Source organism: Pseudoalteromonas luteoviolacea NCIMB 1944 (assembly GCF_001625565.1).
GTDB classification, from domain to species: Bacteria; Pseudomonadota; Gammaproteobacteria; order Enterobacterales; family Alteromonadaceae; genus Pseudoalteromonas; species Pseudoalteromonas luteoviolacea_F.
The window spans coordinates 75067-99822 of record NZ_AUXS01000086.1; the positions used below are offsets into that span (position 1 = coordinate 75067).

At 44.7% G+C, this 24756-nt stretch carries 22 protein-coding genes; 9 read left to right on the forward strand and 13 right to left on the reverse strand.

What is annotated here, in order from left to right; all coding sequences use genetic code 11:
* Positions 1-436 precede the first annotated feature (436 nt).
* From N483_RS24900 to N483_RS24910, 3 genes are all read left to right on the forward strand, one after another.
* Positions 437-1567: a hypothetical protein gene (locus N483_RS24900; protein ID WP_023402276.1), complete on the forward strand. Its 1131-nt coding sequence runs from the start codon at positions 437-439 to the stop codon at positions 1565-1567.
* Positions 1568-1986: 419 nt separating this feature from the next.
* On the forward strand, positions 1987-2223 hold the full coding sequence (locus N483_RS24905) for a type II toxin-antitoxin system Phd/YefM family antitoxin (protein WP_023402277.1): 237 nt from the start codon (positions 1987-1989) through the stop codon (positions 2221-2223).
* Positions 2224-2235: 12 nt separating this feature from the next.
* Positions 2236-2571: a type II toxin-antitoxin system RelE/ParE family toxin gene (locus N483_RS24910; RefSeq protein ID WP_023402278.1), complete on the forward strand. Its 336-nt coding sequence runs from the start codon at positions 2236-2238 to the stop codon at positions 2569-2571.
* A gap of 396 nt (positions 2572-2967) precedes the next feature.
* Here N483_RS24910 and N483_RS24915 read toward each other — a convergent pair whose 3' ends face one another.
* Positions 2968-4071, reverse strand: coding sequence for a hypothetical protein (locus N483_RS24915; RefSeq protein ID WP_023402279.1), 1104 nt, complete (start codon positions 4069-4071; stop codon positions 2968-2970).
* A gap of 363 nt (positions 4072-4434) precedes the next feature.
* On the opposite strand from N483_RS24915, the gene N483_RS24920 reads away from it, so the two are divergent.
* The 5 genes from N483_RS24920 to N483_RS24940 all read left to right on the forward strand — a co-directional run bounded on the left by N483_RS24920 (position 4435) and on the right by N483_RS24940 (position 8224).
* Positions 4435-4719 carry a hypothetical protein gene (locus N483_RS24920; protein WP_023402280.1) on the forward strand — a complete coding sequence of 95 codons (285 nt, stop codon included), beginning with the start codon at positions 4435-4437 and terminating at the stop codon, positions 4717-4719.
* A 183-nt stretch (positions 4720-4902) separates the two neighbouring features.
* Positions 4903-5904, forward strand: a complete 1002-nt coding sequence (locus N483_RS24925; protein ID WP_172642437.1) for a tyrosine-type recombinase/integrase — start codon at positions 4903-4905, stop codon at positions 5902-5904.
* Positions 5905-5997: 93 nt separating this feature from the next.
* The gene (locus N483_RS24930; RefSeq protein ID WP_023402282.1) at positions 5998-6888 is read left to right on the forward strand and encodes a DNA replication protein; all 891 of its coding nucleotides are present in this window, start codon (positions 5998-6000) and stop codon (positions 6886-6888) included.
* A 213-nt stretch (positions 6889-7101) separates the two neighbouring features.
* On the forward strand, positions 7102-7449 hold the full coding sequence (locus N483_RS24935; protein WP_023402283.1) for a Rieske (2Fe-2S) protein: 348 nt from the start codon (positions 7102-7104) through the stop codon (positions 7447-7449).
* A gap of 10 nt (positions 7450-7459) precedes the next feature.
* On the forward strand, positions 7460-8224 hold the full coding sequence (locus N483_RS24940; protein WP_023402284.1) for a 4'-phosphopantetheinyl transferase family protein: 765 nt from the start codon (positions 7460-7462) through the stop codon (positions 8222-8224).
* A gap of 35 nt (positions 8225-8259) precedes the next feature.
* On the opposite strand, the gene N483_RS24945 is transcribed toward N483_RS24940, so the two are convergent.
* From N483_RS24945 to N483_RS25000, 12 genes are all read right to left on the reverse strand, one after another.
* A complete protein-coding gene (locus tag N483_RS24945; protein ID WP_023402285.1) occupies positions 8260-11349 on the reverse strand; it encodes a YncE family protein in 3090 nt (1029 codons plus the stop codon).
* A gap of 100 nt (positions 11350-11449) precedes the next feature.
* Positions 11450-12013, reverse strand: coding sequence for a flavoprotein (locus N483_RS24950; protein ID WP_023402286.1), 564 nt, complete (start codon positions 12011-12013; stop codon positions 11450-11452).
* Positions 12014-12051: 38 nt separating this feature from the next.
* A complete protein-coding gene (locus tag N483_RS24955) occupies positions 12052-12513 on the reverse strand; it encodes a group II truncated hemoglobin (protein ID WP_023402287.1) in 462 nt (153 codons plus the stop codon).
* Positions 12514-12572: 59 nt separating this feature from the next.
* Positions 12573-13457 (reverse strand): GNAT family N-acetyltransferase, encoded by an 885-nt coding sequence (locus N483_RS24960; RefSeq protein ID WP_023402288.1) that lies wholly within the window; start codon positions 13455-13457, stop codon positions 12573-12575.
* A gap of 17 nt (positions 13458-13474) precedes the next feature.
* Complete coding sequence (locus N483_RS24965) at positions 13475-14611, reverse strand: acyl-CoA dehydrogenase family protein (protein WP_023402289.1); 1137 nt, start codon at positions 14609-14611, stop codon at positions 13475-13477.
* A gap of 18 nt (positions 14612-14629) precedes the next feature.
* Complete coding sequence (locus N483_RS24970; RefSeq protein ID WP_023402290.1) at positions 14630-15373, reverse strand: thioesterase II family protein; 744 nt, start codon at positions 15371-15373, stop codon at positions 14630-14632.
* Complete coding sequence (locus tag N483_RS24975; RefSeq protein WP_023402291.1) at positions 15370-16995, reverse strand: GMC family oxidoreductase; 1626 nt, start codon at positions 16993-16995, stop codon at positions 15370-15372. Before N483_RS24975 ends, N483_RS24970 begins: the two co-directional genes overlap by 4 nt.
* A 13-nt stretch (positions 16996-17008) precedes the next feature.
* Complete coding sequence (locus tag N483_RS24980; RefSeq protein WP_023402292.1) at positions 17009-20374, reverse strand: non-ribosomal peptide synthetase; 3366 nt, start codon at positions 20372-20374, stop codon at positions 17009-17011.
* A 381-nt stretch (positions 20375-20755) separates the two neighbouring features.
* On the reverse strand, positions 20756-21139 hold the full coding sequence (locus N483_RS24985; RefSeq protein WP_023402293.1) for a putative quinol monooxygenase: 384 nt from the start codon (positions 21137-21139) through the stop codon (positions 20756-20758).
* On the reverse strand, positions 21139-22551 hold the full coding sequence (locus N483_RS24990) for an aromatic ring-hydroxylating oxygenase subunit alpha (RefSeq protein ID WP_023402294.1): 1413 nt from the start codon (positions 22549-22551) through the stop codon (positions 21139-21141). The genes N483_RS24985 and N483_RS24990 overlap by 1 nt, the downstream gene beginning before the upstream one ends.
* 52 nt (positions 22552-22603) lie before the next feature.
* Positions 22604-23398: a phytanoyl-CoA dioxygenase family protein gene (locus N483_RS24995; RefSeq protein ID WP_023402295.1), complete on the reverse strand. Its 795-nt coding sequence runs from the start codon at positions 23396-23398 to the stop codon at positions 22604-22606.
* 364 nt (positions 23399-23762) lie between these two features.
* On the reverse strand, positions 23763-24044 hold the full coding sequence (locus tag N483_RS25000; RefSeq protein WP_023402296.1) for a phosphopantetheine-binding protein: 282 nt from the start codon (positions 24042-24044) through the stop codon (positions 23763-23765).
* Between the two features lie 324 nt (positions 24045-24368).
* Between N483_RS25000 and N483_RS25005 the strand changes: the two genes are divergently transcribed.
* Positions 24369-24563: a hypothetical protein gene (locus tag N483_RS25005; RefSeq protein WP_023402297.1), complete on the forward strand. Its 195-nt coding sequence runs from the start codon at positions 24369-24371 to the stop codon at positions 24561-24563.
* Positions 24564-24756: the final 193 nt, after the last annotated feature.

Below are 24756 nucleotides of genomic sequence, written 5' to 3' on the forward strand. Positions count from 1 at the left end.
AGAGATGGAAAGCGTTGAAACATTAAAAAATATTAGGTTTTGACTTCATTCTCTTTCCCCTTTTTGGCTTGCGGCCTTTTCCTATTTAGATCAGATTTCCTCTATGGTTGAATGGAGCAAGTCTGTGTTATTTTGAGGCTTGGTAAATTGTTTTTTGTTGCTTTGTTAGAAAAAAGTCGTGATAGGACATGGAAAGAGCACAAAGAAAGGGTGGGTATGTCGACTGGTTTTTAAGTTAGCTATACATCCAGATCAGATTTCCTTTATGTTCTGTTTATTCAGATCAGAATTCCTATATGTTTTATTTCCTCAGATCAGGTTTCCTATATGTTTTGTTTGCCCAGATCAGATTTCCTATATGTTTTGTTTTAGATCCGCATTTAAATTTTTAGTGGTATGCTGTAGCGTTATACGGAATAGTACGGAGCCGTCGGTAATGAAAACACCAGTAAAGAAAGTATCTTTGAGCAATCTACCTGCTTCCATTAGGCGAGATATTGAAACTATCGAAAGTGCACACCAAGTGGAGCAGCTTTCTTTATTTGTTGATTGCAAAACCTCTAGTGCTGGTTTAAAAAGCTCCTTAAGTAATACATTTGTCGGCTATGACCTTTGGTCTCGATTTATCAGGCATAAGCGTGAGCAGATCCCCGTTAATGCGGCCAGTGATAAGGTTATCATATCTCGTCGAGTCTCTGAAAAAGTGGACAACATTCTGTATGAAGGCGTACTTGATATTTCTCCTGCTTTGATTAAAGGCAAGGATACCGATTTTTTTGCCTGGCCTTCTGACAGAGAAGAAAAAGTCGAGCGCGCATTGGTAAGATTAGGATCTCAAGGGCGTATTGTTAAAATTTCAGGCCGGGTAGGGGAGCGTTATGCGATCGTCTTTACCTTACGCGAGCTTCAATCTGAACTTAAGTCGGTTTCACAAACCTTATCAGTGAATGAGATTAAAGAATCTCTCCTCATTCTAAAGGGCGCAGAACTGAGTATGCAGTGCCGAGAAGTGAACGGGGAATCGGAATCATATAGCGAGTCGAGAATGAACTATATCAGTAGTATTCATTTTTCGGGCGCTAACGGAAAGTCCACTGTCAAATGTGTGGCCTTTTTAAATGAGGTGATGTCGCAGCAAATTGAAGGCCTGACATATCGAAGTTATTATTTTGATCGGGTACAAAGTTTTAAGCGATCGCTAAGTCGCTGGCTAACATTGCGTCTTTACCAAGTCTTTAAATATGCTGCTGTGGGTAAAACATATCACTTTATGTTGGTAAACATGTCTTTAAAGTTTGGGTCGATCACGTCCCATGAGGATGTCGATAAAAGTCGTCTAACTGCAATCAGGCGTGATATGACTAGCACCATGAAGGATTTGATTGATTCAGATATCATCAACCGCTATACAATTGAAAATGAAAAAGATGATGATGGTAACATCGTTGACTACAAGTACGAAATATATCCAACAGCACGTTTTTGTGAAGAAATTTTGAGCTTAAATAAACAGTATAAAGCGCGCTTGGCAAAAGCTGAAAAGTTAGCGGGTATCGAATCGGATTAAAGCCCCATTCGATACTAGGTATCGTGAAAACATCATCCCCCCCTCTATTTCATCTGACTACTTTTACTCAGTGAGTGATAACAATTCCAAGGCCTGATTGTTTAACAATAAGTGGGCTTTGCTGACGACTTGTTTTGACAAGTCCATAAGAGTCACTGTAATCGATCAAAAATAAATTTGTGGTTTGGCTGGTGTCGTTACATTAGCTATGTCTTTGAGCTGGCCCCAACCCTTTAAGCCAAGCATCATATGGCGTTCGTTTCGATGACAGGTTTTGACTGTGATCTGAGAGGCGAAGTGTGATGCAAAATAAGTCTATATTTGGTTCGATTGTTGACTGTTGATATGCTATTGGTCTATATTTGGTCTTGTAGTCTAAATATAGACTCCAATATAACTTAGCTTGAAAGGAAAAGCTTATGAGAATCGCTACAATTAGCCAAATGAAAGCCAACGCGGCCAATTTGCCTGATGAATTAGGGCTTGCTCCTCTGTTTGTGACACAAAATGGCAAAGAGTCATTAGTGGTCCAAACGCACGAAGCGTACCAGCATCAGCAGGAAAAAATGGCATTCATGACGCTATTATTAAATTCAAGAAAAGATATCGAAGAGGGCAAAACCACACCAATCGATGATTTTCTAAGTTCTATTTAACATAGGTATAGAATGGCAAATGTAAATATTGAAATAACTAGACACGCACAATTGCAAATTAAAGATGCCATCAATTGGCGTTCTCGCCGAGAAACAGACAGTGCTGCAAGGGATAGTATTAAATCAACTATCATAGCATGGAAAAGCCAACTAGAAACCTTGCCAGAGAGCGGTAAAGCTTGCCAGTACTTTGACTCACCTGAGTTTAGAGAGATAGTAAAAGGCAATTACCGATTTGTATACGAAATTAGGAACACTGGTGAGCAACAGTTCAATATTTACTTACTGATATTTTGTCATGTCAGAATGGATTATCAGGATCTGATCAACCAGTTTGGTCCGTTTTAAAAAAGAACCGGTATTTAGCTGGCTCTTTTTACTTTTTAGCTGCAGGCGAAATAATTAGAACACATCGTACATTAAAGATAGCCAGAGGCAGTCAATGATACCTTGTCCATCAGCGCAAAAGAGATTTACTGAGTTGATTTATGATTTTAAATAAATGAAAGCAATGGATGTATATCCAATAAAGACAAGGATAAAAAGAGCTGTGAGCACCAATAAATAGTCGTTACCGTATGTCTATTCTTGAAACAATAAAACAGATAACGACGGCAACATAAAGAAAACGAACAAAGAAAAGAAGCCTGGTTCCTGATTGCGAAATTTTGGCATTTAAGATGTATTTTTGTTGAAAATCACTCTACGGATAGTTTCTTTTCCAACAAGCGAGCATTCAGCACTCTATAGTGCTGAAGATTCAATTTGGTGTCCCGGAATGGCAGATCCTACTGGCATAAGGCTGACCTGCGGATATAGACCAAACCCGTCTTTATAATAATTCGAGATGGCCTTCATCGCGTCAATCTGATCTGATGTAATTGGTATGGCCCTCGAGAATCGTACCGTCTCACCATCAACATTAGCAGAAACATTGACAATGGATTCTCCAACTTCCCAAAACCAACTGGCGCTCATCAAAGTACTTAACTGTTGAGTCAATGCTGGCTCCAGTAGAGTGTTTCCTATCTGTGGACCACGTAATTGAAAATCAGGCCTTGTTTGCATCGAAGTTTGCGCTGATATTGCTATTTGGTGAGTTTGAACGTCGTATTGTATGAATCTGAACAGGTATTGTGCACTGCTTGAAGGCGAAACATAGATACTTTGTAGTGGCGCCTGAAGGTTGGAATGAGAGTTTAGAGTGGCCCCGATTTGAGCTAAATGCCGAGTGTTTCCCGTGGGTGAAACCACATCAAGTTGCAAGTCCTTGAATACTATTGCAGCTGACAATGGATTATTGAATTTTATACTTAATTGGATCTCTGGAAGACCGAGGTAATGACCAACAACAATCCTCGCGTCTGCCACCTGCATAGCGGTATCAAAGTTTAATCGTGTTTTTTCTAGCTCAAATCTAACAAACATCTTTGCTTGGTGATTAATTGTGGCTGTTTGTCTTTCATATCCTTCTAGCGAAGCGCTAATTTGGTATTGATCTGTGATTCTAGATTTTGGTATAGCCAAGACAAAGTCGCCTGTATCACTTGTCATTCCGCGAGCATGACCACCTGTATCGACTTGGACGCGGGGTAAATATTTCCCACTGTTTTTATCTATAGCCGTTCCAATAATAAGCGCTTCGGAAGATTGATAACTGTTAAAGAGGTAAATACCGTTGCCAACTAAGCCAAATAGGAGCACCAGTGTAAATCCATAATGCGTGATCATTCGGTTTAGTGCATTGTTTTTTCCTGCCGAGATAACTTTGAGTAAGCCTACGACGAGAATGGCGATTAAAGATGCCAAAGCAAGTGGTGTTGTAGCGTACTCGAATGTATTACCCATATTATTTCCATTACTTTTTTTATGATTTTAACCCCTGTTTAGTGGGCTAGAGTAAAGTACTTGATCACACTTGGGGATGTATAGGTAAGAGTGTAGCTTGGAACCTATGCTTTTGCGTTATTATTCAAACTGGTAATCGTCCAAGTACGATAAATAGCAGTCGTTTTTTTAAAGAGATACCCATTATTATCAGTCTGGAAACCTTGGGTAAATAGGTATTGAATAGTGATGATTTAACTGTTCAAGGCGGCTAACTCCGGATTGTTCTTAAAGACTTTATTCACTTTTGATTGGCTATCGTATGTTTGGCGAAGACTTGTATAGGTTAAACCAAAGCGGGCTGCCTTTTTCATTAAGTGGCACATGTTACAAACAGAAGGTGTGAATGGGATCACTACTATTTTATTTGTGAGAATTTTGGGTGAGGCACACCTTTGTCCAAGTAAATTATTGTTTCATGATTTTCCTGGTACTTGGGATAGCATTAAAGATCATGACAGTGAAATTCGTTACAACTTACTGAAAAGTTGTTACTCGCTCTCTGGTAAAACAGCTCAAGCGCGTCATATTCAACTTGAATTCGCCAAATCTACGCCGTTTACAGCTGAACAAATAGGCCATTTAAAAAATGAGCGTATAAGCCATTAATAAAATAGCAAGCAGATTTTACTTTTACTGCTCTATGTATAGGTAAACTAATAAAACTTTATTATTTAACATAATAATTTACTAACGTAAATATACATTTACGTTAGTAAATGTTATGAAGATCGGCTATAGTAATGTTGTCGTATCAAATAGTTTTAAGTGCCATAAATTATGAGTTATCGTTTGTCACATATACTGCGCATACCGCCTAATGAGGTAAGTAAAGAGATCAGCGCACACTCTGGCGGGCGAAATTTAATTGTTCGTGATAATGAGTGTCCGATCTATGCGTATATTATGTCGCTTAACTCTGACAAGTCCCAAGAGACCGCAAGGCGTGTGCTTATGGCTATTGCTCAGCATCTCGGGTGCGATGATATCTACCAAATAAAATGGTCAAAAATAGATAAAAACACAATAAATAACTTATTGACTATTCTAGATAAAGTGGGTCTTTCCCCAGATACAAAATCACTTTACTTGTCGGTCATTAAAAGTGTTTTGAAAGAGGCTTTTCTACTTGGCCAAATCACCACATTGCACTATGAACGGGTTAAAAGTGTGAAAAGGTCTATGGGATCAAGGATTAAAAAACATCAGTTGATCAGCGAACAAAGCTTTCGGCAATTGCTGCGCCAGGTTGATGAGGTAAAGCAGCCTACTGCGACTTGTTTACGGGACAAAGCCATTTTTCATTTGTTGATAGGATGTGGTTTGCGGCGTTTTGAGTTATCAGGATTACAATTGGCGCAAATCAATCATGATACGCAGCATCTCACTGTACTGGGTAAAGGCAACAAAGAGCGTGAAATAAAGCTACATAATATTACCTATCTTGCGCTGCAAGATTGGCTAAATATTCATCCATATAGCGATGGCCCCTTATTTATCAGGTTGACTAAAAGTGGTCAGCCTTACTATAAAATGTCCGATACGCCGGGGCTATCAGGTCATGCAATTTATAACTTGTGCAAGAAGTATGGGTTGATCTCGGCAGCACAGCGTATCCCACCTCATTCATTGAGAAGGTCTTATGCTACCTGGCTGTATAATAATGGCGCTGATCTAAAAGTAATCTCTGTTTTACTGGGCCATTCATCGCTAAAAACCACAGAAATTTATATTAAGCATACTCAGGATGATATCGATCAGGCCGTAGTGGCCAATTTATTCAGCTCGTTTTGATGTTTAACTGAGTCATTTAAAATTTAGCAGAGTTGCTGCGTGATACCGTTGAATAAACAAAGGGTATGATGTAGTACAAAAAGAATTAGAAGCATGCAAAAAGTAACCGTCATACGAAAAATACGCTCCGATCTGCATTACCTGCAAGCGCATATTGGAGAGCTATTAACACTCCTAAAAGATGCACAGCTACAACCTTGCTCTGCTGTATACGAATTGCCAAGATTAACGGAAGAAAACATTGCCGAGCATATGCCGACAATTTTTCCCAATGCGCTGTTTAATGAACAGGCCCGTCAACGTTTTCTCCATCATGCATTGGACTTTACGCTCAAAGGCGACCATCCCGGAGTTATGGCTCGTCGCTTACCTGGTTGTTTATGCTTAAGTACGCCTCATGAGCAGGAATTGAGAGAGCGGGTGGCACATGTCAATCAATTAAAGAGTGAGTTTGACGCTTTCATTCAGCATTATGCTGGTAAAAACCCCGATCAAAGATTTGAACTTGTATCACAAGCGGTGCCATTATTGATCCGCAAAGCTGTTTCCAGAAACTTATTGCTCGCACCACAAGACGCCTTTAGTTTATCTTACAGCTGGTCTCATTCAACCAGCCGAAGTGCTGTGCAGCCTAGGCAATATTGGCATGAAAAACTGGATAGAACCTTGCAATCCAAACTGTCCGATGTGAATGCAAGTAATTGGGAAAAGTTGATAGAGCAAGAAAAGAAAGCATTGGAAAACGCCAATGATAGTGAATATTTTCGAACCGTTAGACCACTTCGTATCACTCCTATCGTCAATCTCAAATACAACCGCGCTCAAAATGGGAAATTCAATAAAACCACTATGATTGCCCACTCACCTGTGATTGTGTTAAATGACCGGCCTAAATTATCACCACTCAAACCCTATACAGGCAAGCGCATCAAAGATGCCAAAGTCGCCCCGGTCATCGCTCGCTTGCATTTGTATCGAGCCTAGAGCAGTGCGTAAAATCTCTCATGATTTTAACAACTTGAATGTAGCATTCGCTAAGGGATTACGCTATGCTGGAGTCTATCACTCTCAGTCCCGCGAGGCATGGTGTCAGGCTTCAAACAGGCCGATTTCACAACATCTAACATGCGCCATGTATTTTGCAATGAGAGATAGTTCTGACAAGAACCAGACAATAAGTTTTGGAAGGATGAAACCATGACATTAGTTCAAGGACGCTATCATATAGCCACAACAGAAGACCAGCTCAAAGAAGGGAAGAGCATGGCACTTAAAATCAACGGGTACAATGTCCTATTGTGCAAATTCGATGGCCAATATTACGCGTTCAAAAATAGCTGCCCCCATCAAAGCCGGCCAATGACAAATGCCAAAGTCAAAGCTGGAAAACTGATCTGCCCGTTACATGGGGCGAAATTTAATTTATCCGATGGCGCGTCTTTGGGATCGCTCACCAAACGTCCACTCACAAGTTATGATATTCTGGTTGAAAACAACACGGTGCAGATCAAGCTCCCCTGTGAAATAGAAACCGTATCCTGCTAATGAGTGCGGTATGACTCAGCACCTTTCAATACCGCTTTGGATTACAAAGGATGAGCAGATCACCTGCCCTGCGTTATTAGACCAATATCAATTACTGCTCAGTGATGAAGAGCGAGCACAATACCAGCGATTCAGATACGATGAGCATCGGCATCAATTTTTGGTGACTCGCGCACTCGTCAAAAGCACCTTGTCCCGATACTGCCCAGAGATTGCGCCACATCAATGGCTATTCAAAAAGAACCGTTTTGGTAAACCAGCCATTGTGAATCGCCTCAATACACCTCTTTACTTTAACCTGTCCCACACCAAAGGGGCTGTGGTACTCGTTGTTCATGGCGAAGGAGAAGTCGGGGTAGACATTGAGTGGATACACCGACGAGAGAAAATCATCGACATAGCTGCGCGGTACTTTACACAGCATGAAAAGAATACCTTAACCGCTATGGACCCTATAACACAGCACCACCACTTTTATCAGCTCTGGACATTAAAAGAGGCATATATCAAAGCGTGCGGGCAGGGTATGTCGCTCCCCCTCAATCAGTTTTATTTTCAATTTTTAAAACAGCGTATTCATGTATGTCATACCGAGCCTAGCGCCCCGGTAAGCGAAAATTACCAATTTTTGCAGTTTCAACTAGGTACAGAGTATCAAGGCGCATTGGCCATCCAGTGCACAACGCGTGATTTTTCTTCTCCCACTTTACAGTTTAGACATGTGGTGCCTCTGCGCGCAGAACAAAGGGATACACACAGAGAATTCAGCCGTTAATTGAGGTCATAACTCGTCGTTATGACCTCATTTTTTTAATCCCCCCAGCGAAACCAATCAAAACCATCCGGCAGGCCATCAGTATTTCTGTCAATACCGATCCGATAACCTGAACCCGGAGGAACTGCGGTGAAAGTCACAGGCCCATGACACATTCTAAATACTAGGCCAAGTGTCAGCAGTGGGAACCCTCTGTCAGAGGTAAATAAACCGTATTGGTTATACAAAAAGCCTCGCGGCTTGCCGTGAACCAAGCACTTTGCGACCACATCGGCTTCGACAGTTTCGCCACCGAGTGTTTTGGAAACAAACTTTTCTCTCGCACGTTTGAGCAGCAGTTTAACCCGCTCAAACCCGGGTTCCGTATAACGCTTTAATGTGATCTGTTGCCCCACAATCGGTGCTAAGTCCCCTGGAAAAGCGAACATATATTGTTCGGTGTCCAACCGCTGTTGTGCCGTTTGAAATCCAGTGCCTTTGCCCGTATCAAAGAAACGACTGGAGCCAAAAAAGTTGCCGATAGTATCAATGCCGCCGTCTTTCAAAAAGCCAAAGCCTTTGATCTGATCGCCTTTGAAGTCAAATACACTGGGATCAGGCACTGTATGCATGTTCACATCTTCATTGGGCACAATGCCAAACGCACCGACCCGGTTGGCCAAATTGCGTAAATGGGGGATCTTCAATATTTGCGGATCTTCCATATTCTGTCTGCCATTGGTACCAAAAAAACCTTTTTCGGGTTCCAATGCGTGGCACCCTTCACAACTAAAGCCACCGACAAAGTCCAATCCGGTCGTTTGTTTCAACAGAATATTATCTAACTCAGACAAAAATACCGCGCGTCGTGTGACCGTTATCTCAGTTCCGTCTGGCATGGTGACATTTTCTTTGAGACCAAAAAAGAAGTCTCTGCCATTTTGTTGAGTTGGCGTTAGACTATTGTCCAGATTTCTAACCGGGTTTGGTGGCATAAACAGTGCTTTTGTAAATGCCCAAAACTCCAGCATTTGCGATTTTGACAGCGGCTCAGCCATGCCGTTGACAGACGCATAACTTGGCGCAAAATTAATAAATGAAAGGGCTTCATCGAACGCATCATCCAAACTGGGGTTATCAGGATCTGCGGTGAATACGCCATTGAGTTTATCGCCTCGCCAATGCATGGCGCCATGTGTGCTGATCCCTCTTAGCGTCTGCGTCAACAGAGGGCCTTTAAGTGGGTGAAATTGATTGACCTCGGCATCCCCATTGAGCGCAGCTAGACGTTCAGCCCCAACGGGGTCAAATGAGGACGCAAACTCAAAAAATTCACGCAAATTGATCGGCAATGAGCTGTTTTTAACGCGCTCATTTGGATCCCCTAAATCCCATGCTATAAAGTCGTGATCACCAAAAATATGACAACTGGCGCACGATGCCTCTCCATTACTTGAGGTCAGTTTGGCATCATATAAATAGGGGCGCCCCTTTACGATAGACTCAGGCTCAGGATTAAAAAGCGTGACGTGATCAACTTCTTGCTTGGTTCTGGTATCCACCACTGAAATACCATTATCAAAGCGCGTATAGACATATAGAGTGTTATCGTTATCAGCCAGCACCAACCCGCCAGGACCTCCTGCCGAGAGCTGAATGTGTGACGCCTCGCTGGGAACAAAAGTATCATTTTCAAGGGCTGTGGTATTAAATGTGCCAATCGCCTGAGAGCCAAATGCAGCCACATATAACATCTGTCCATCTTGGCTAACGACCATTTCCAAAGGAGTGGACAGACTACTTGCCTTAACCTCTGCGGGGGCGACAGGCTGATTATAGTCAATGTGCTTATTGAGGTGACGAGGGATGACATTATTGCCACCTTGATCATGTTCATCCGCTGATGTGATCACGGTAATTCTCGACTCTGCAATATGCCCTCGCAGCGATTTGCCATTATAGCCCTCGCCAGTATAGCGTTTCATATTTTGCGCCTCGGTATTGCTCACGTAAAGCACACCAGTGCGCGGGTTCACCGCCATATTGAATAGCGTCGTGCCCACAGATTGATGAAATGCGACTTCCTGCAAATCCAATGCATCTATGACAAAAACATCTTTGTCTGGCAGGTGCATACGTACGCCATTGCTCCAGTTTCTGCCCTGTGCATCGACAAACTGGCCAGTATTGAGGTCATTATCAGCCGGTCCTGCATTAGGGTCAAACTGTACTATCAAGCTGGTTTCTGGTGCTTTGAAGCCCTCAAAGTTCTCAGCTGGCGCTGGCAACCCTCCTGGTAAAATCCCTTTGCCATCTGCGTTGACAGGGCCATTTGGTGACGCTTGACCATCCAACGTTTCACAGGGGCCTGCGTGTTCAAAGCCATTACAAATGGTAAAGTTATTCACCAGCGCGGTTCTATTATGTGAAAAGTGCGCGGCCATATAGACGCGCTTTCCATCATTGCTGAGCGCCAATGCACGGGGAGTGTCCGAGAAAAAGGACATTATTTTGAGTGGCTTTCCGCCCAGCTCGGAGCCCAATTGATGACTGTCAAACACCCAAACATCAGCACGCCCAACACCCGGTGTTGTCAATTGTGGATCACCGGCACCAGGTACATTGGCAATACTCGGGTGGGTTCGGTGTTGGCCTCGATGTGCCGTCGCAACAAATAGCCTCGGGCTGGCGGGGCCACTGCCATCAGGATCTGTGACGACAATATCACGCGGTTCATCACCGACCAGAAGTGTCTTACTAACAAACGCGCTTGCAGGGTTTCGCACGTTCACGACACTGACACTGTCCGAAAGGTGGTTAGCAACAAAGACTATGTCATTGCTTAAAACCGCCACGGCAACAGGCTCCATCCCCACCATGACTGAGCCTAAAAGGCGGGGAGTGGTGTGTGTAATATCAAAAATTTCCAAACGATTATCTGGAATGTTGGTGACAAACAAACGCTTGCCGTCAGGAGATATCGCTAAAGGTCGAACCGGACCGCTTTCAAATCCGATAAAGTCTGGTTTATTGGTGTGTGGGGTACTCATCGCTGTTGCTGGGAACAACAGGCTCATCATTAGTAAACAATACCATTGCCAATGCGCATATATGGTTTGTCGTCTATCTCTTCTCGCTTGGTACATACCTTCACACCTTCTAATTATTGTTGTTGTGAAAGCCAACTGGAGAAACACGCAACACCCAGTTGACCTGTTTTCGTTTTAATACCTTGGCGCGGCTTTGTTAACGTCCAATGCTATCGCGTAAAATGGCGACCACATCCTCTGGGTTTGGAAAAGATGGGTGTCCCACCATACGTGCTAACGAAACATCAAAGTTTTCGTGCCAAACGGGCTCGACCACCTGATAACCATCTTCTCGTAATTGCTGCACATTTCTGCGTACAGCGGGTTTCTCCCACATGCTGGCCCCCATCACTGGAAAAAACAACACGGGATAAGTCGCAGCCATAATAATGGTAGCAAGTCGATTAGGTGCACTGCCTGTTGCCACTGCAGCTAAGGTGTTGGCAGTCGCAGGCATCACAGCCACAATGTCATGATCAGCAATGATCCTAGAAGGCTTATCCGTTGGCCAATCTTCTGGCTTTTCACCACTGATCACCCGATCTGCGAATAGGGCAATGGTGGTTGCCGGAATAAAAACCTCGGCTGATTTAGTCATCAATACCGTTAAAGTACAATCTATGTTGGCTTTAATCGTTTGCAAATACTTAGGAAGTAAAACGATATCCACGGATCCAGAGACGCCTATCAGGATACGCGCTTTCTTGTTATGTTCGTCCATCTTTGTCTACCAATGATTAGTGTAATTTAGGTTAAAACTTACTCAGTTCCCGGAGGTGCTTCCCCCCATCCCCAACGCGGCACAGTTTCTCGTTTTGAGGGAGGAGCATCCGGTTGCGAGTTAGCCAGTGCTCGTCGAGATCCCCATTCGATATATGCGACAAAGGCTGAACGGAACTCGGGATCGGCAGGCAATTCAATTTCGTCTGCGGTTTGCAACATCAGTGCAACCCAGCGCTCGCGCTGTTCCGGCTGGATCTTTCTTCCCCGATGCCTGCGGATCATGGTTTTAAAGCCACCGCGCTCTTCGGTATAAATCGAAGTGCCGCCGAGTACCTCTTCAAACCACATCGCAACATGGGTGTGATGGTCATCTGCCATATGTTGAAAAAGCGGCTGCAATAAGTCATCTTGCTTCACTTTTTCATAAAATTTTTCTAGTAGGGTGGACACGGCTTCCCGTCCCCCCATCCATTCAAATAATGTGGGCTGTTGTGTCATTATTTATCTCTTTATTCGGGCGTGATTATGTCTAATCAATAGCGCATAAAGCGCTATGATCAGCCGAGTTCCAATGAGGCAATAGCTTGAATTTTGTGCTTTTCACCTTGTGGCTCTGTGCCTCTGTACATGCGAAATGTATGGAATATTTCCTCATACCCTAACGCTTTTAAGGTGTTGATAAAGCCAAGGTCCAGCGTCGGTGCATCAATCGTTACCTGGGTGCCAAGTGGCACCTGCGCCATCGCCATCGCAAACAACTTCTCGCTGACCGCTTGATTTTCCGCATACAGAGGACCGAGTCGATACCCGTCAGTTGAGCGGCGGATCCCGACCACACCTAAGACACCATCACCAGAGTCAATTAAAAAGCCGTGACGCCCCTCTCCGCTGAACCAATTTTGCAGTAACGCAGCACGTGAATAGCCAGTAATTTGCGCATCAAACTCAATAACCGCCTCGATATTGTCCGCGCTAATATTTTGCACACCTTGTGGTGCATCAACTTGCTGATTGTGCACTCCAACCAGCCTCGAAGTTTCATAATGAGTGACAAACCCGCCTTTTTTGTAATTCTCTTCCTGTTCAGGCATGCCATCGAGCCCAACTGAGCGCTTGTCACAGTGGTGAAATGCATCGTAACTCAAACGCAATCCATATCCTTTACCGCGAGCACCAGGTGCAACCAAGTAAAACCCAGCGTAGGCATATTCATCGCTATAATTAACGACTGACACCGATGCAACTGGCTCACCATTCACATAGCCCAAATAAAAGCCTTGATCATCAATATTAAAAAAGCACTCGGTATCACCTAGACCCAAATCCCATTTTTCAGCCAGTGCCCACTCATTAACAATTTGCCACTCTTCCAAAGTCGCAGGCTTTGACGTCCACGACTGGTGGTCCTGCGTTAATTTATAACTATCTAATTTTTCGCTCATTATTCTCTCCAAATTTGCTAAAGGCCAATCGACTTTCCAATAACTTCTTGCAACACTTCACTGGTGCCACCATAAATTTTCTGCACTCTGCTATTTACCCAATGTTTCCCCATGCTGGAGTCACTCATGTAACCCGAAGCGCCATGTAACTGCATGCACTGCTCAGCCACTTTAACCTGCAAATTGGTTGTCCATAGCTTGGCTCGAGCCGCGTCATCGACATTGAGTTTTTTGCGATTAAACTTGTCAATCGCATCATTGAGATAGATCCGAGCAATTTTGACTTCGGTATCTAAATTGGCGAGTGTGAACTTATTGTGTTGCAAAGAGCCAATGGGTTGACCAAATGCAATACGGTTTTTGCTGTATTCCAGCGTCTCTTTCAATATGGTTTCAGCGGTGGCCACCGCCACCGATGAAATGCTTAAACGCTCTCGAGTCATGGCCGTCATAAAATAGTAGCTGCCCATGTTTTCACGGCCAATTAGGTTGTCTGCGGGCACATGACAATCCTCAAAATAAAGCGCAGCAGTATCACTGGCGTGCCACCCTAACTTCTTCAACGCGGCACCGCGTGTAAAACCATTCAAACCTCGTTCAAGGGCCAATAAGCTCAGCCCTTGACCGCGCTGACCGCTGCCCGTTTGTACCGCGGTTACCACGATGTCTGCATTGACGCCATTGGTAATATAGGCCTTGCTCCCATTGACGACATATTTTTCACCGTCCCGCACTGCTGTGGTCTTTATCTCTGTTGAGTCAGATCCGCCCCCAGGTTCAGTGGTGGCAATCGCTGCCACTTTTTCACCACTACACAGCGCTGGCAACCAGCGTCTTTTTTGTTGCTCTGTGCCATGTGCATTGATGTAACTGGCCAGAACATCGTTGTGTGAAATAATGATAGGTGCTGTCAGTCCAGCGCTGATAAGCTCTTCTGTCAGTATCACTGTATGCGAAATGCCCTTGCGACCTTGACCGCCATACTCGGGGTCAATCTCCATACCAAGCAACCCAGCTTCACCCAGCTTTTTCCAAAATGAGCGATCCACTAATCCCTGTTGCTCCCACTGAGCTTGATAGGGCACTGCTTCCCGTTGCAAAAAATCTCGGCAGTATTCTCTAAACTCGTTGTACGAATCGATATCTTTACTCACTGCTATCCCCTCGCTTCTTTAACATACCGGTTGCTCAGACATTAACCCTTGCAACATTTCGCGCTCCACCACGTCCCAATTGTCATAAATTGCAAAATGGTCCCCAGCCACTTCTACGTGTTTCGTTCTGCCTGTGGAGTGTTCCTGCCAGGCAAAGACATCCTGCTCTGGCACATCAAAGTCTTTTGACGCGGTGATCAGGGTTAGTGGCTGCTTAACTCGCATGTGTTTTAACGCGCTAAACTGGCTTTTCACTGTGTAGTCACTGCGCAGCTGCTTGATCAGCCGGTTGGCAATCATAGGTTGATTAAGCACCGCTTCGGGGGTGCCTTTATCTCTTCTGATTTTTTCCAAGATCGCTTCATCGCTCAGCAAATGCAGATTTTCCTGCGCTTGCACGCAGGGGGCTGGCGAGGCAGAAATGATACTGAATGTCGGTCGCATCCCGTATTTACGCTCTAGCAATTGGTTTACTGCCATGCTGATCACGCCACCAAAGCTATGCCCAAATGTGATCCAATCCTGACACTGCTCTTGTGTACTGAGATAGTGCAAATGTAACGCATCGGCGAGTGTATTCACTAATTCGTCCAGCTCTTGAATGTGTGGCTTACCGCCTAAAGCCCCTCTGCCAGGGATCTCAATCGCTTTGAACAGCAGCAAAGGCTGTTGCTGTGCATACTTACTCCACGCATTATATACCGCAGCCCCAGCGCCCAAGTGCGGAAAGGCGTACACCACTCTTTTTTTGTCCACACTCATTGTAGTGCTCCTACTTTTAAACTATTGGCGATCCGCTCCGCTACCATGATGGTGGTCAAATTGGTTGGCATCGACGGGACACGCGGGAATAACGAGGTATCGGCAACCGTGATCCCTTCTAGGCCATGGAGCTTGCCCTGTTCATCGGCGGCTGTGCCCGCTTGTCCGGGCTCACCCATACACACAGTGCCAGAGGCATGCCAACCAGGATTCACCAAGTTTTTCATCGCATTGTGCATAACAACGTCATTGTTGATCATGGAGTCAGACCAGATAGGGATGTCCTCTAGACAGTCCGCAAGTTTCTCATGCCTTATCACCGACCAGATCTTTCTCACTCCGCCTATCAGGCGTTTAATATCCTCTTCATGTTGGCGAATTGGAAAATCAATCACAGGGCTGGTTTTTGCACATGTCGTTTCGATAAACACCCGGCCACGCGCCTGAGGCCGCATCAACATCACCGAGGCGCCCATAAGCATGGTATCTTCACCTTGTTGACTAAATCGCGGCACCGTTTTACTACTCACATTGTTGAGCAGACCAATCTGCACATCAATTTGACTGTCATGACCACTGGGTAATCGGGCGGCGACCTGACGCCATGGAGAGCCACTGGTGCATAGCGCTTGTTTGGGCTTGGCCCATAACACCACGGCACTGTGATCTTGTAAGTTGCCTCCCACAGCTGGTAAATCAGCCACCACAGGAATACCAAGCTTGTCTAGATGGGTCGCATCCCCCACGCCTGAACGCTGTAAAATTGCCGCGCTGCCAATCGCGCCAGCACAGAGCACCACCTGTTTCCCCTGTAGTTCACGCGCTGAGTTGCCTTGTAGCACCCTGACCCCGGTCGCTTTGTTTCCCGAAAACTGCACATGAGAGACCATCACATCGGTTAAAACATGGAGGTTTTTGCGCTCTCGCATAGGTTCAAGATAAGAGCGATACACATCCAATCGCTCAGCTTCACGGCCAACATTGGAAGGCACCAACCCGACACCTGTTTGCTCACCGTGATTTAAATCTTCAGTATAGGGAATGTGATATTCTTGACAGATCTGCGAGAAGAGCACATCCAGTGGGTGCAGCTCAGCCTCAGAAGGTCGCCGGATCCGCAAGTATCCATCTTTACCATGGCGGTCGGTGTCACCAAAATCCGCATCAGCTTCTAAATGATCAAACCAAGGTTTTACCTTATCCCATTGCCAGTTTGGACAACCCAGTTCAGCCCATGTGTCAAAATCACTGGGAAACCCGCGCAGCGCCACAGCGCCATTGACCGCTGATGAACCGCCCATCACTTTGCCCGCTTTGTAACCAAATAACTTATCCGGTACACGCTTACCCGGTTTCGCGGGCACCTCAGGCTGTTCTGACATGAAGCGGTTACTGCCACTGAGGTTCGCTTCATAATCCCAATTATACCCGTCCAAAACCAGTTGAGAGGCATCTCTTAACGGGCTATTTTCCTCGTTTGCATCGGAGTCCTGACCTGCCTCAATTAATAATACCGAGACCTGCTCATCTTCAGACAATCGAGCAGCCATGACACACCCGGCCGTTCCGCCCCCAATAACAATGTAATCAAAAACTTGATTGTGCACTTCGTCGCTGTACATTGCGCTTTCCTTATTATTCTTCTGTCTCGTTGTCCTTGTGGATGAGTTGGGCAAAATACTGAATATTTGAGTTCATAAATAGCCCTTCCACGATCTCTTGTTCGGTATCTGTGTTAATACCAAATTGCTCTCTGATCGTGCCGATTAGCGCCACTGCATGTAAGGAGTCTCCGCCAATATCGAAAAAGCCGCTGGTCACATCGACCGAATCATGCTGAAGTTGTTTGATCCAGATATCTAAAAGTGCAGCTTCAATTTCATTGCCCGCTTGCACACTCTGCTCCGCCTCATTGTCCAGATCTTGCCAAGGGCTAGGCAGTTCGTTGTGACTTATTTTTCCGTTGCTGGTAAGTGGCATCGCATCCAACACAATATAATAAGACGGGATCATATAGTTGGGGAGTTCACGCTGGGCTAGGTTTCGCAACTGGGTTTGCAACGCATCATGATCTAACTCAGCTTGAGGCTTATCAGATACAATCCATGCGACGATATGCCTCTGTCCTGTTCTCGGGTGCGCGGGTGCCCCCACCACAACATGACTAATGTGTTCATGCTCCAATAAACACACTTCCACTTCACCAAGTTCAACTCGATAGCCGTTGATTTTTACTTGATTGTCTTCTCGCCCTAAAATCTCAATGTAGCCATCGGCGATGTATTTTCCTAAATCACCAGTTTTATACAAGCGCTCTCCCGTTACTGGATGGTCAAAAAAGCGCTGGGCAGTTTTTTCTTTATCGCCAAGATACCCTTGTGCAACCCCTTCACCGGCAATGTACAGCTCACCTGTCACCCAACGCGGGCAGTGAGACAGCCACTCGTTTAATACATGGAAACGCTGGTTTGCCAATGGTTTTCCGTAAGGAATACTCGACCATTTGTCATCAACGGCTTGAATAGGGTAGAAAATAGACCATATCGACCCTTCGGTTGCGCCGCCCAAACTGATAACCTCACAGTGCGGCAGCACGTCTTTGATTCGATCGGGTAAATCAACCGGGATCCAGTCACCACTCATCAATACCAATCTGAGTTTGGACTGAGACAAATTGCTGGTGTTTTTGTCTACTAACGCTTTCATTGGTGCCGGAACACTGTTCCAAATTGTCACGTCATGTTCGATCAGCTCTTCATACCACAGCAGCGGATCTTGTGCCGACTCAGGCTTGCCAAAGACAACCCGTCCTCCGGCACCAAGTACGCCAAAGTAATCGTATACAGATAAATCAAATCCAGCCGGGGCTACGGACAGTACCGCATCATCGCTGCTAACATTAAAACGACGATTAATATCTATTACCGTATTGGCGGCGTTGCGATGGGAGATCATCACCCCTTTGGGCTCTCCGGTGGACCCCGATGTGAAGATCACATACGCCAAATCATCCAGTTCGGGAACGGGGTGCGACATAGTTGATGCCGTCTGCGCAGCATCATATCCGAATAAATCACAGTGTGGGATATCACTGAGCTGTTTAAAATCAGCTAAGGTATTTGTATCTCCAACCACGCCTTTGGCATCACAGCGCTCTAGTAATTTCACTTTTCTGGCACTGGGAAGATTTGGGTCTATGGCCACATAAGCAGCTCCTGATAACAACACACCGACTATCGCAATGACCAGATCTGGGCCCTGTTGCTGGGTGACGGCCACTATATCATTGGCGCAAATATTGACATTGCGACCGATCTGATTGGCGATCCACTGGGCTTTATTAAGCAGCTCTGAGTAAGTGACTTGGCGATCACCTTGTACCAAGGCGACCTGATCAGGATGCTTGTGCGCTGCGTTCAATACTAAATCTTGAAGTAAAGTCGGGTTGAGCGCTATCTCCGTGTCATTTGCTTGCTGCCGGGCACTGGCATCATGCTCAGGTAAATCAACGACCTCCCCTTGCTTATCAAGCAGCTTTGCATCGTTGGCGCAGGCATTTAATAGCGTCAGATAAGCCTCTTGCATCTCCTGGATCATGCCGTCTGGGAATAACTCTTCAACATAGTTCCAGTTTATCGTTACTTGTCCTTGCTCATAGGTCAGCTGATTTTCTAACCACAGCTGTGGCGTTGTATTGCTCATATATCGACTGTGAATGCCTGGCCAAGAAGGGCTTTTCACCACTTCTTGTAGGTCATAGTCGAGTGTATTACTAAATACCACAGGAAATGAAGCCGCACGATTTGATTGACTTTGCTTTGTCAGCGCTCTTAGCACCTTGATGCTATTGTGGGACGAGTGTAAGCGATTGTTGATGATGGATGACTGTAAGGCCAGCAATCGCTGTGAAAATGTCTCGTTTTGTCCCCCCTCGATAGGCAATAGTACAGGTTGTAAAAAGTTACCCACCGTGTGTTCTATACCTTCGAAATAGGGCCGACGACTCATCTGAGTCACGGTCAAAGTGAAATCCTGTGCCTTTGACCACTGCCGAACCACCTCAGCATAGGCACCAAGAAATAAGGCCTCGAGTGTCATTCCGCCACTGTTTGCAACGACGCGGAGTTGCTCAATGAACGTTGCTGGCAAAGCTTTAGATAAACGACAAAACCGGGGCTGAGACAGTAAGCTAGGCGCCTTTTTTAACGGCATTTCTGGTGCTTGTGGTAGTGTATTGAGTTTATCTTCCCAGTATGCAGCATCTTTTCGACCTTGCGCTTGATCAGTGAGTAACGATTCACAATTTAAGTAATCGCTGAAGCTAGGTCGTGATTGTGTGCTCACAGTACCAGTTTGATAGTGGCCAAACCAATCTTGTAGCACCAGGTATACGCTGTGCATATCGACAAAGATCAAATCAAAATAGATTGCTAGGCGCACCAAGCCCGTGTTCAGGCGAATGGCCTTGATCACAAAAGAAGGGGCGTTATCTAAAGGTAATAATGTGCTCTCTAGCTCATGGCGATGTGCAGCCAATGCGGCCTGCTGCTCATGCTGTTCTAAACCAGACACATCCAGTATTTCAATTTGGTAGGGCGACACCTGTTCAAGCACTTTTTGTTGACCATCACCGCTTAATACCGCGCGTAACATAGGATGCAATGAGATCACATGATTGAGTGAAGTCGTTAATGCGTCAACGTCCGCATCTTCAACATCGATCTCAATATAGAAATTGCTAGAGCGACCACCTAACTCAACGCCTGGATTTCGACCGATCACATACGCATATTGAATATCAGACAAACTAAAAGGAATTGAACTGTCAGTGCTGACATGCCCTTTTAGGTGCGCTTCATCTAAGGGTAGCTTCCCCTCTAATAATGCACGTACGTGTTGTGCAAAAAGAGCGGCATTACCATCGGTTACTTCGAGAGCAGAGCTCAAGTGGATTTCACTATTTTTTAATTGAATTCGTTGCTTAAATGCATCCATGTTCATAATATAACTTCGCACCAATAAAGATTATCTTGTTCATTTTGAGTAAACGCTGACGGCCTATCTACTCACACCAGTAAAGCATTAGCTAACAAATTTTTGCGCTCACCACTTAGCATCACTGCCAGTGTTCACATCCATATTGCTGAAGCAGAGGATACTGCCACTACATCCGTCTCACTGTACGCGCCTAGACAACACAGTGCTTACAAAAAGCACCTGCTCCCTTAAACGACAACTAACTAAGCTTTGTTTAAAGCGGGGAAACCCCACTTGTCAAAGTTTTCACTTTATAAAAAGGCTATCTAAACTAGCGGACATCACTACCCCATCTCTGGTGTATGCCACATTTTGTGTGGCCAACTTGTATCCGCCTACCAAGCCTTAACTCGTCGGTTCCAATACCTTACGAAAACCGCATCGGGTTTCATAATAAATCGGGTTCAAAAAAGCCAGTGGCCCTCTGAGTTTATCTAATTCGCTTTTTGGACCATGTACCTCATAGCGAAATATTGTCGCCAAGTGCATAGCCTGGCGATTTAACTCATCAATATTTTGCAAATGCGCCAAGACGCCTTCTGCGTCTTCATAGCACTCCTGGCAATGACCCTTGTTACCATCAAAAGAAAAAATGTAATGCATACATTTTGGCTCATTAGCCGTCTTGGCAATGAACTTATCACAAAACTCTAAAAACTCGGCCACATGTTTATCTGGGATCTCAAAATAGGGCTTTGTAGACACACATGTTTCATTGTTGACCAGCATTACTCGCCTCCTAGCTTTTTATTCATGTACAGGTTCAATGCATGGTGAAAGTGCTTGATCCGCGACTCATGATAGTCACTTAGATACACTTCCTGATCAGGTCCTGACAGCAAGCCGCCATGCATATTCTCAATATTCACCATATCTTGGTCGTACACATGACCCAGCCAGTCTTCCAAAACGCCAGCTTCTTCATAGGTATCACCCGAAGCCATATGAACCGTCTCCACAGCGGGAGACTCAACTTGGCTTTTCGGCTTATCTTCAAGAAAAAAGATATCGAAAATACATTGGCTGTGGTCATTTTTATTTGGCCTAAAGCGCAAAATAATCGGTAGCGTGATCCCGCGGAACAAAATGATATTCGGAAACAAGGTGTATTGCAGTACATCCAGAGCCTCTGCATCGGATAGATGCATATGGTCTTTGCCCGTTTTTAATGTGTGCTGGGCGCGCATAATATCTGCCATATATTGCCGAGCCGTTACCCCTTGGCCTAACTGGGGGGACGGTGTATCTGGATTGCCAAGATGCACGTTGTAATGGAAGTGATCCATGATCTCCTGCTCGGTCAGCTTTTCTCGGCCTTCACTGACTTGCAATCCAACGGCGTGAAAGCTTCTCGATATATGACGGACGCCCGGAAATGTATCATATTGCAATATATCGCTAAGATGCGCCCATGTATGACCATGAGTCTCGTGGGCATGCAATCCTTCCATAAAGGATTCCATGACAGTTTTCCAATTTGCAGGTAACACTTGCTGGCTATGTTTTACAACAACTTGCTCGCCATAAAAGTTATTTGCAAGCTGCTCAGGCAAAATTTCTAGATAGGATTTAAGAGACTCAGCATCTGGGTCCATATTAATAAACACAAAGCCATCCCATACATCAACACGCACTTCTAGCAGTGGCATCGACTTCTTTTCTATTTTGGAAAAATCCCACTCATACGGAATTTCCGTCAATTCGCCTTCTAGAGACCAAGTGAAACCATGATACGGACATCTGATGCATTGCACACTGGTGTTATGCTCAACCAGTTTACGTCCTCGATGGCGACAGGAGTTATAATATGCCTTGATTACCTTAGTCTCACTCAAGCTTTGCGGCTCATCGTCCGAAACGCGCACAACTATCAAGGATAGGTGGCCTATCTCATAGACAAAGGTATCCCCCTCTTCAGGGATATCTTCGACCCGGCACGCCATTTGCCAGACCCGCGACCACACTTTTTTCATCTCCAAATCATGGTATTCAGCTTCGGTATAGCGGGCTTTAGAGATAGAGTGAAAATCATATTGCGCCGAAGAGTGCGTATGCATATCCTCCGGCGGGGCAATTTTATCGGTTGCGATCACATCCTGATAACTTGTATATTTGCCGTTTTTTGGTGCCAATTTATTCATGTTGCAACTCTGATTCTTGCTAATTCTGATAATAGTGAAAAGGTGTCATAGATTAATACCCACCAGGATATCGCCGCTCAGGGTCCCGAGGATAGTGACCAAGGTATTTGCCAAATTGCCTGTACCCAAGTAACTGCTTGGTTCTCAGTGGTAATTTCTCGACGGTTTCTGGCGCCAGTGACAAATATGGGTTTTCAGCTTGCCTTAGCCAACCAAGGCTGTACATGGTGGCTAGTGCACTGCGCGAATGAAGACTGTCGTTACTGCCTCCACCGTGATAAGTGCTGCCCAAATAAACCACCGCGGACCCTTTGCTCATGACCGCAGAACAGGCTTGATCGTAAGTCGGCTCGTTGTGAATACTGCGATTATTTTTCACCACCAAGGTCGCACCATTGTCATGGGTAAACTCATCCAATGCGACTAAGCAGCTAAACATTAAGTTCATACCCTGCATTTGGATTGGATATTGTACGTCATCACGATGTATTGCTTGCTTATCTTCACCGGGGAAGATTTCAATGCCTACTGACTTATCTATCTGATAATAGTCGCAATGCGGTAGCAATATATTGTCCGCGATCTCAAGAACTCGAGGGTGGCTACACACCTCAATTGCTTTGTTTGAGTACTCAAACAGCCTCAGAGCCCTGCGGGTTTTAAACCCATAGAACTTGGAATTGGCCTTGCCATGAAATGCATCATACGCAGGTTCAATTTCAGCTTTTAATTGCTCTGCTTCATCATCACTGATCAACTTATCAAGAATAACGGCTCCATCTTTTAAAAGTGCAGTAATGACCCTCTCTATTGGTGCGTTATCATCAAACGACTGCAAACTATCCATGAGTTTTCTCCAAAACTTCTGACCGATAACACCACTTCATGCGCGATACCTAACTATCTGTGAATGCGCACCCAGCGGTTTTGTAACAGTATTGAAAATATGTCAGCCGTTTGCATGCTCTAGCAGCTTTCAGTCGCGCAAAACACAGCGATTGCGCACAACAGCAGATCATATTATTTATAATTGGCCTATCTAAAATAAACATTCATACACGTAACGTGTGGCGTCCACTAGTTACTATTCTTTAGCGCACCTAGCTGACATCAGACACAGGCAACCGCACAGGCATAGGGTATACGCATACGGGCAGAGTTGTGTTTATAAATTACTTTTAGATATCACATCTTAGAACGACAAAGTAGCATTAAGCAAATTCAGCTTCAACTAGCTTAGATACCGCCTTCACAAAGCCTTCAAATACAAATAAGTCTGCAGCAGACTCATCGCCTTCATTAACCCGTCCCATCCACTCACCGATGGGAATACGAATGCTGTATTTCTCATCAATTAAATAGCACACGTCCATAAAGTCCATGCTTTCTATGCCCAAGTCTGAAAACAAATTGGTCGTTGGCGTGATCTCTTCACTATCTATATTGCAAACTTCAGAGAAAGTACTCTGAACAAACTGGTATATTCCTTCCATTAACTTCGCATCCTCGAAAAATCAATTTATGATATGTCTCTAATTATGATATGCCATTGAACATGACATTTTGATACTAACCCAATAAAAGATTCGGCTCAAGTCACTCTTGCACACGAAAACTGAATGCAAATCGCCCCACACACCTTCTGCAAATTGAAACAATTCCTATATAGGATAAATGATTGCTTACCAACCGGGAAAATGTGAAAAAATTTACTTTCCTGTAGATAAGCACCTAATGGATATGATAGATTGATTTTCAACCTGTTATAAAATATATAATTTTGACAGGCGATAACAGACGAAGGAATAGACGTGGTTATGAATACAAAAAAAGCAATAATATTGGCCTTTGAAGCGGGTTACCAATTGGGGTATTCGGATTCAAACAACGGCATACACATTAAGCTAGAAAAAGTGGTAGAACGCTTTATGAATAGTGAATTTGAGCCTGCATTATCTTCCCAAAATGATATGTCGCGCTTTGCTGAGTTAGAAATGGCCAGTGATAAATAGTTAATTTGTAAATAACTATTTACGTCTCATCTGTGCCTACCCTCAATCATATTCAACTCACATTCGTATCATGCACACGGTATTTAATTCCTTCACAATCACAGACAATGTCCGTGATTTTTCGCGTTTGCCGTGCGCATTTCTGTTTTAAGCTAAGCCTTTGGGCTAGCTCTCAGGATCCCCGGCCCGCTTC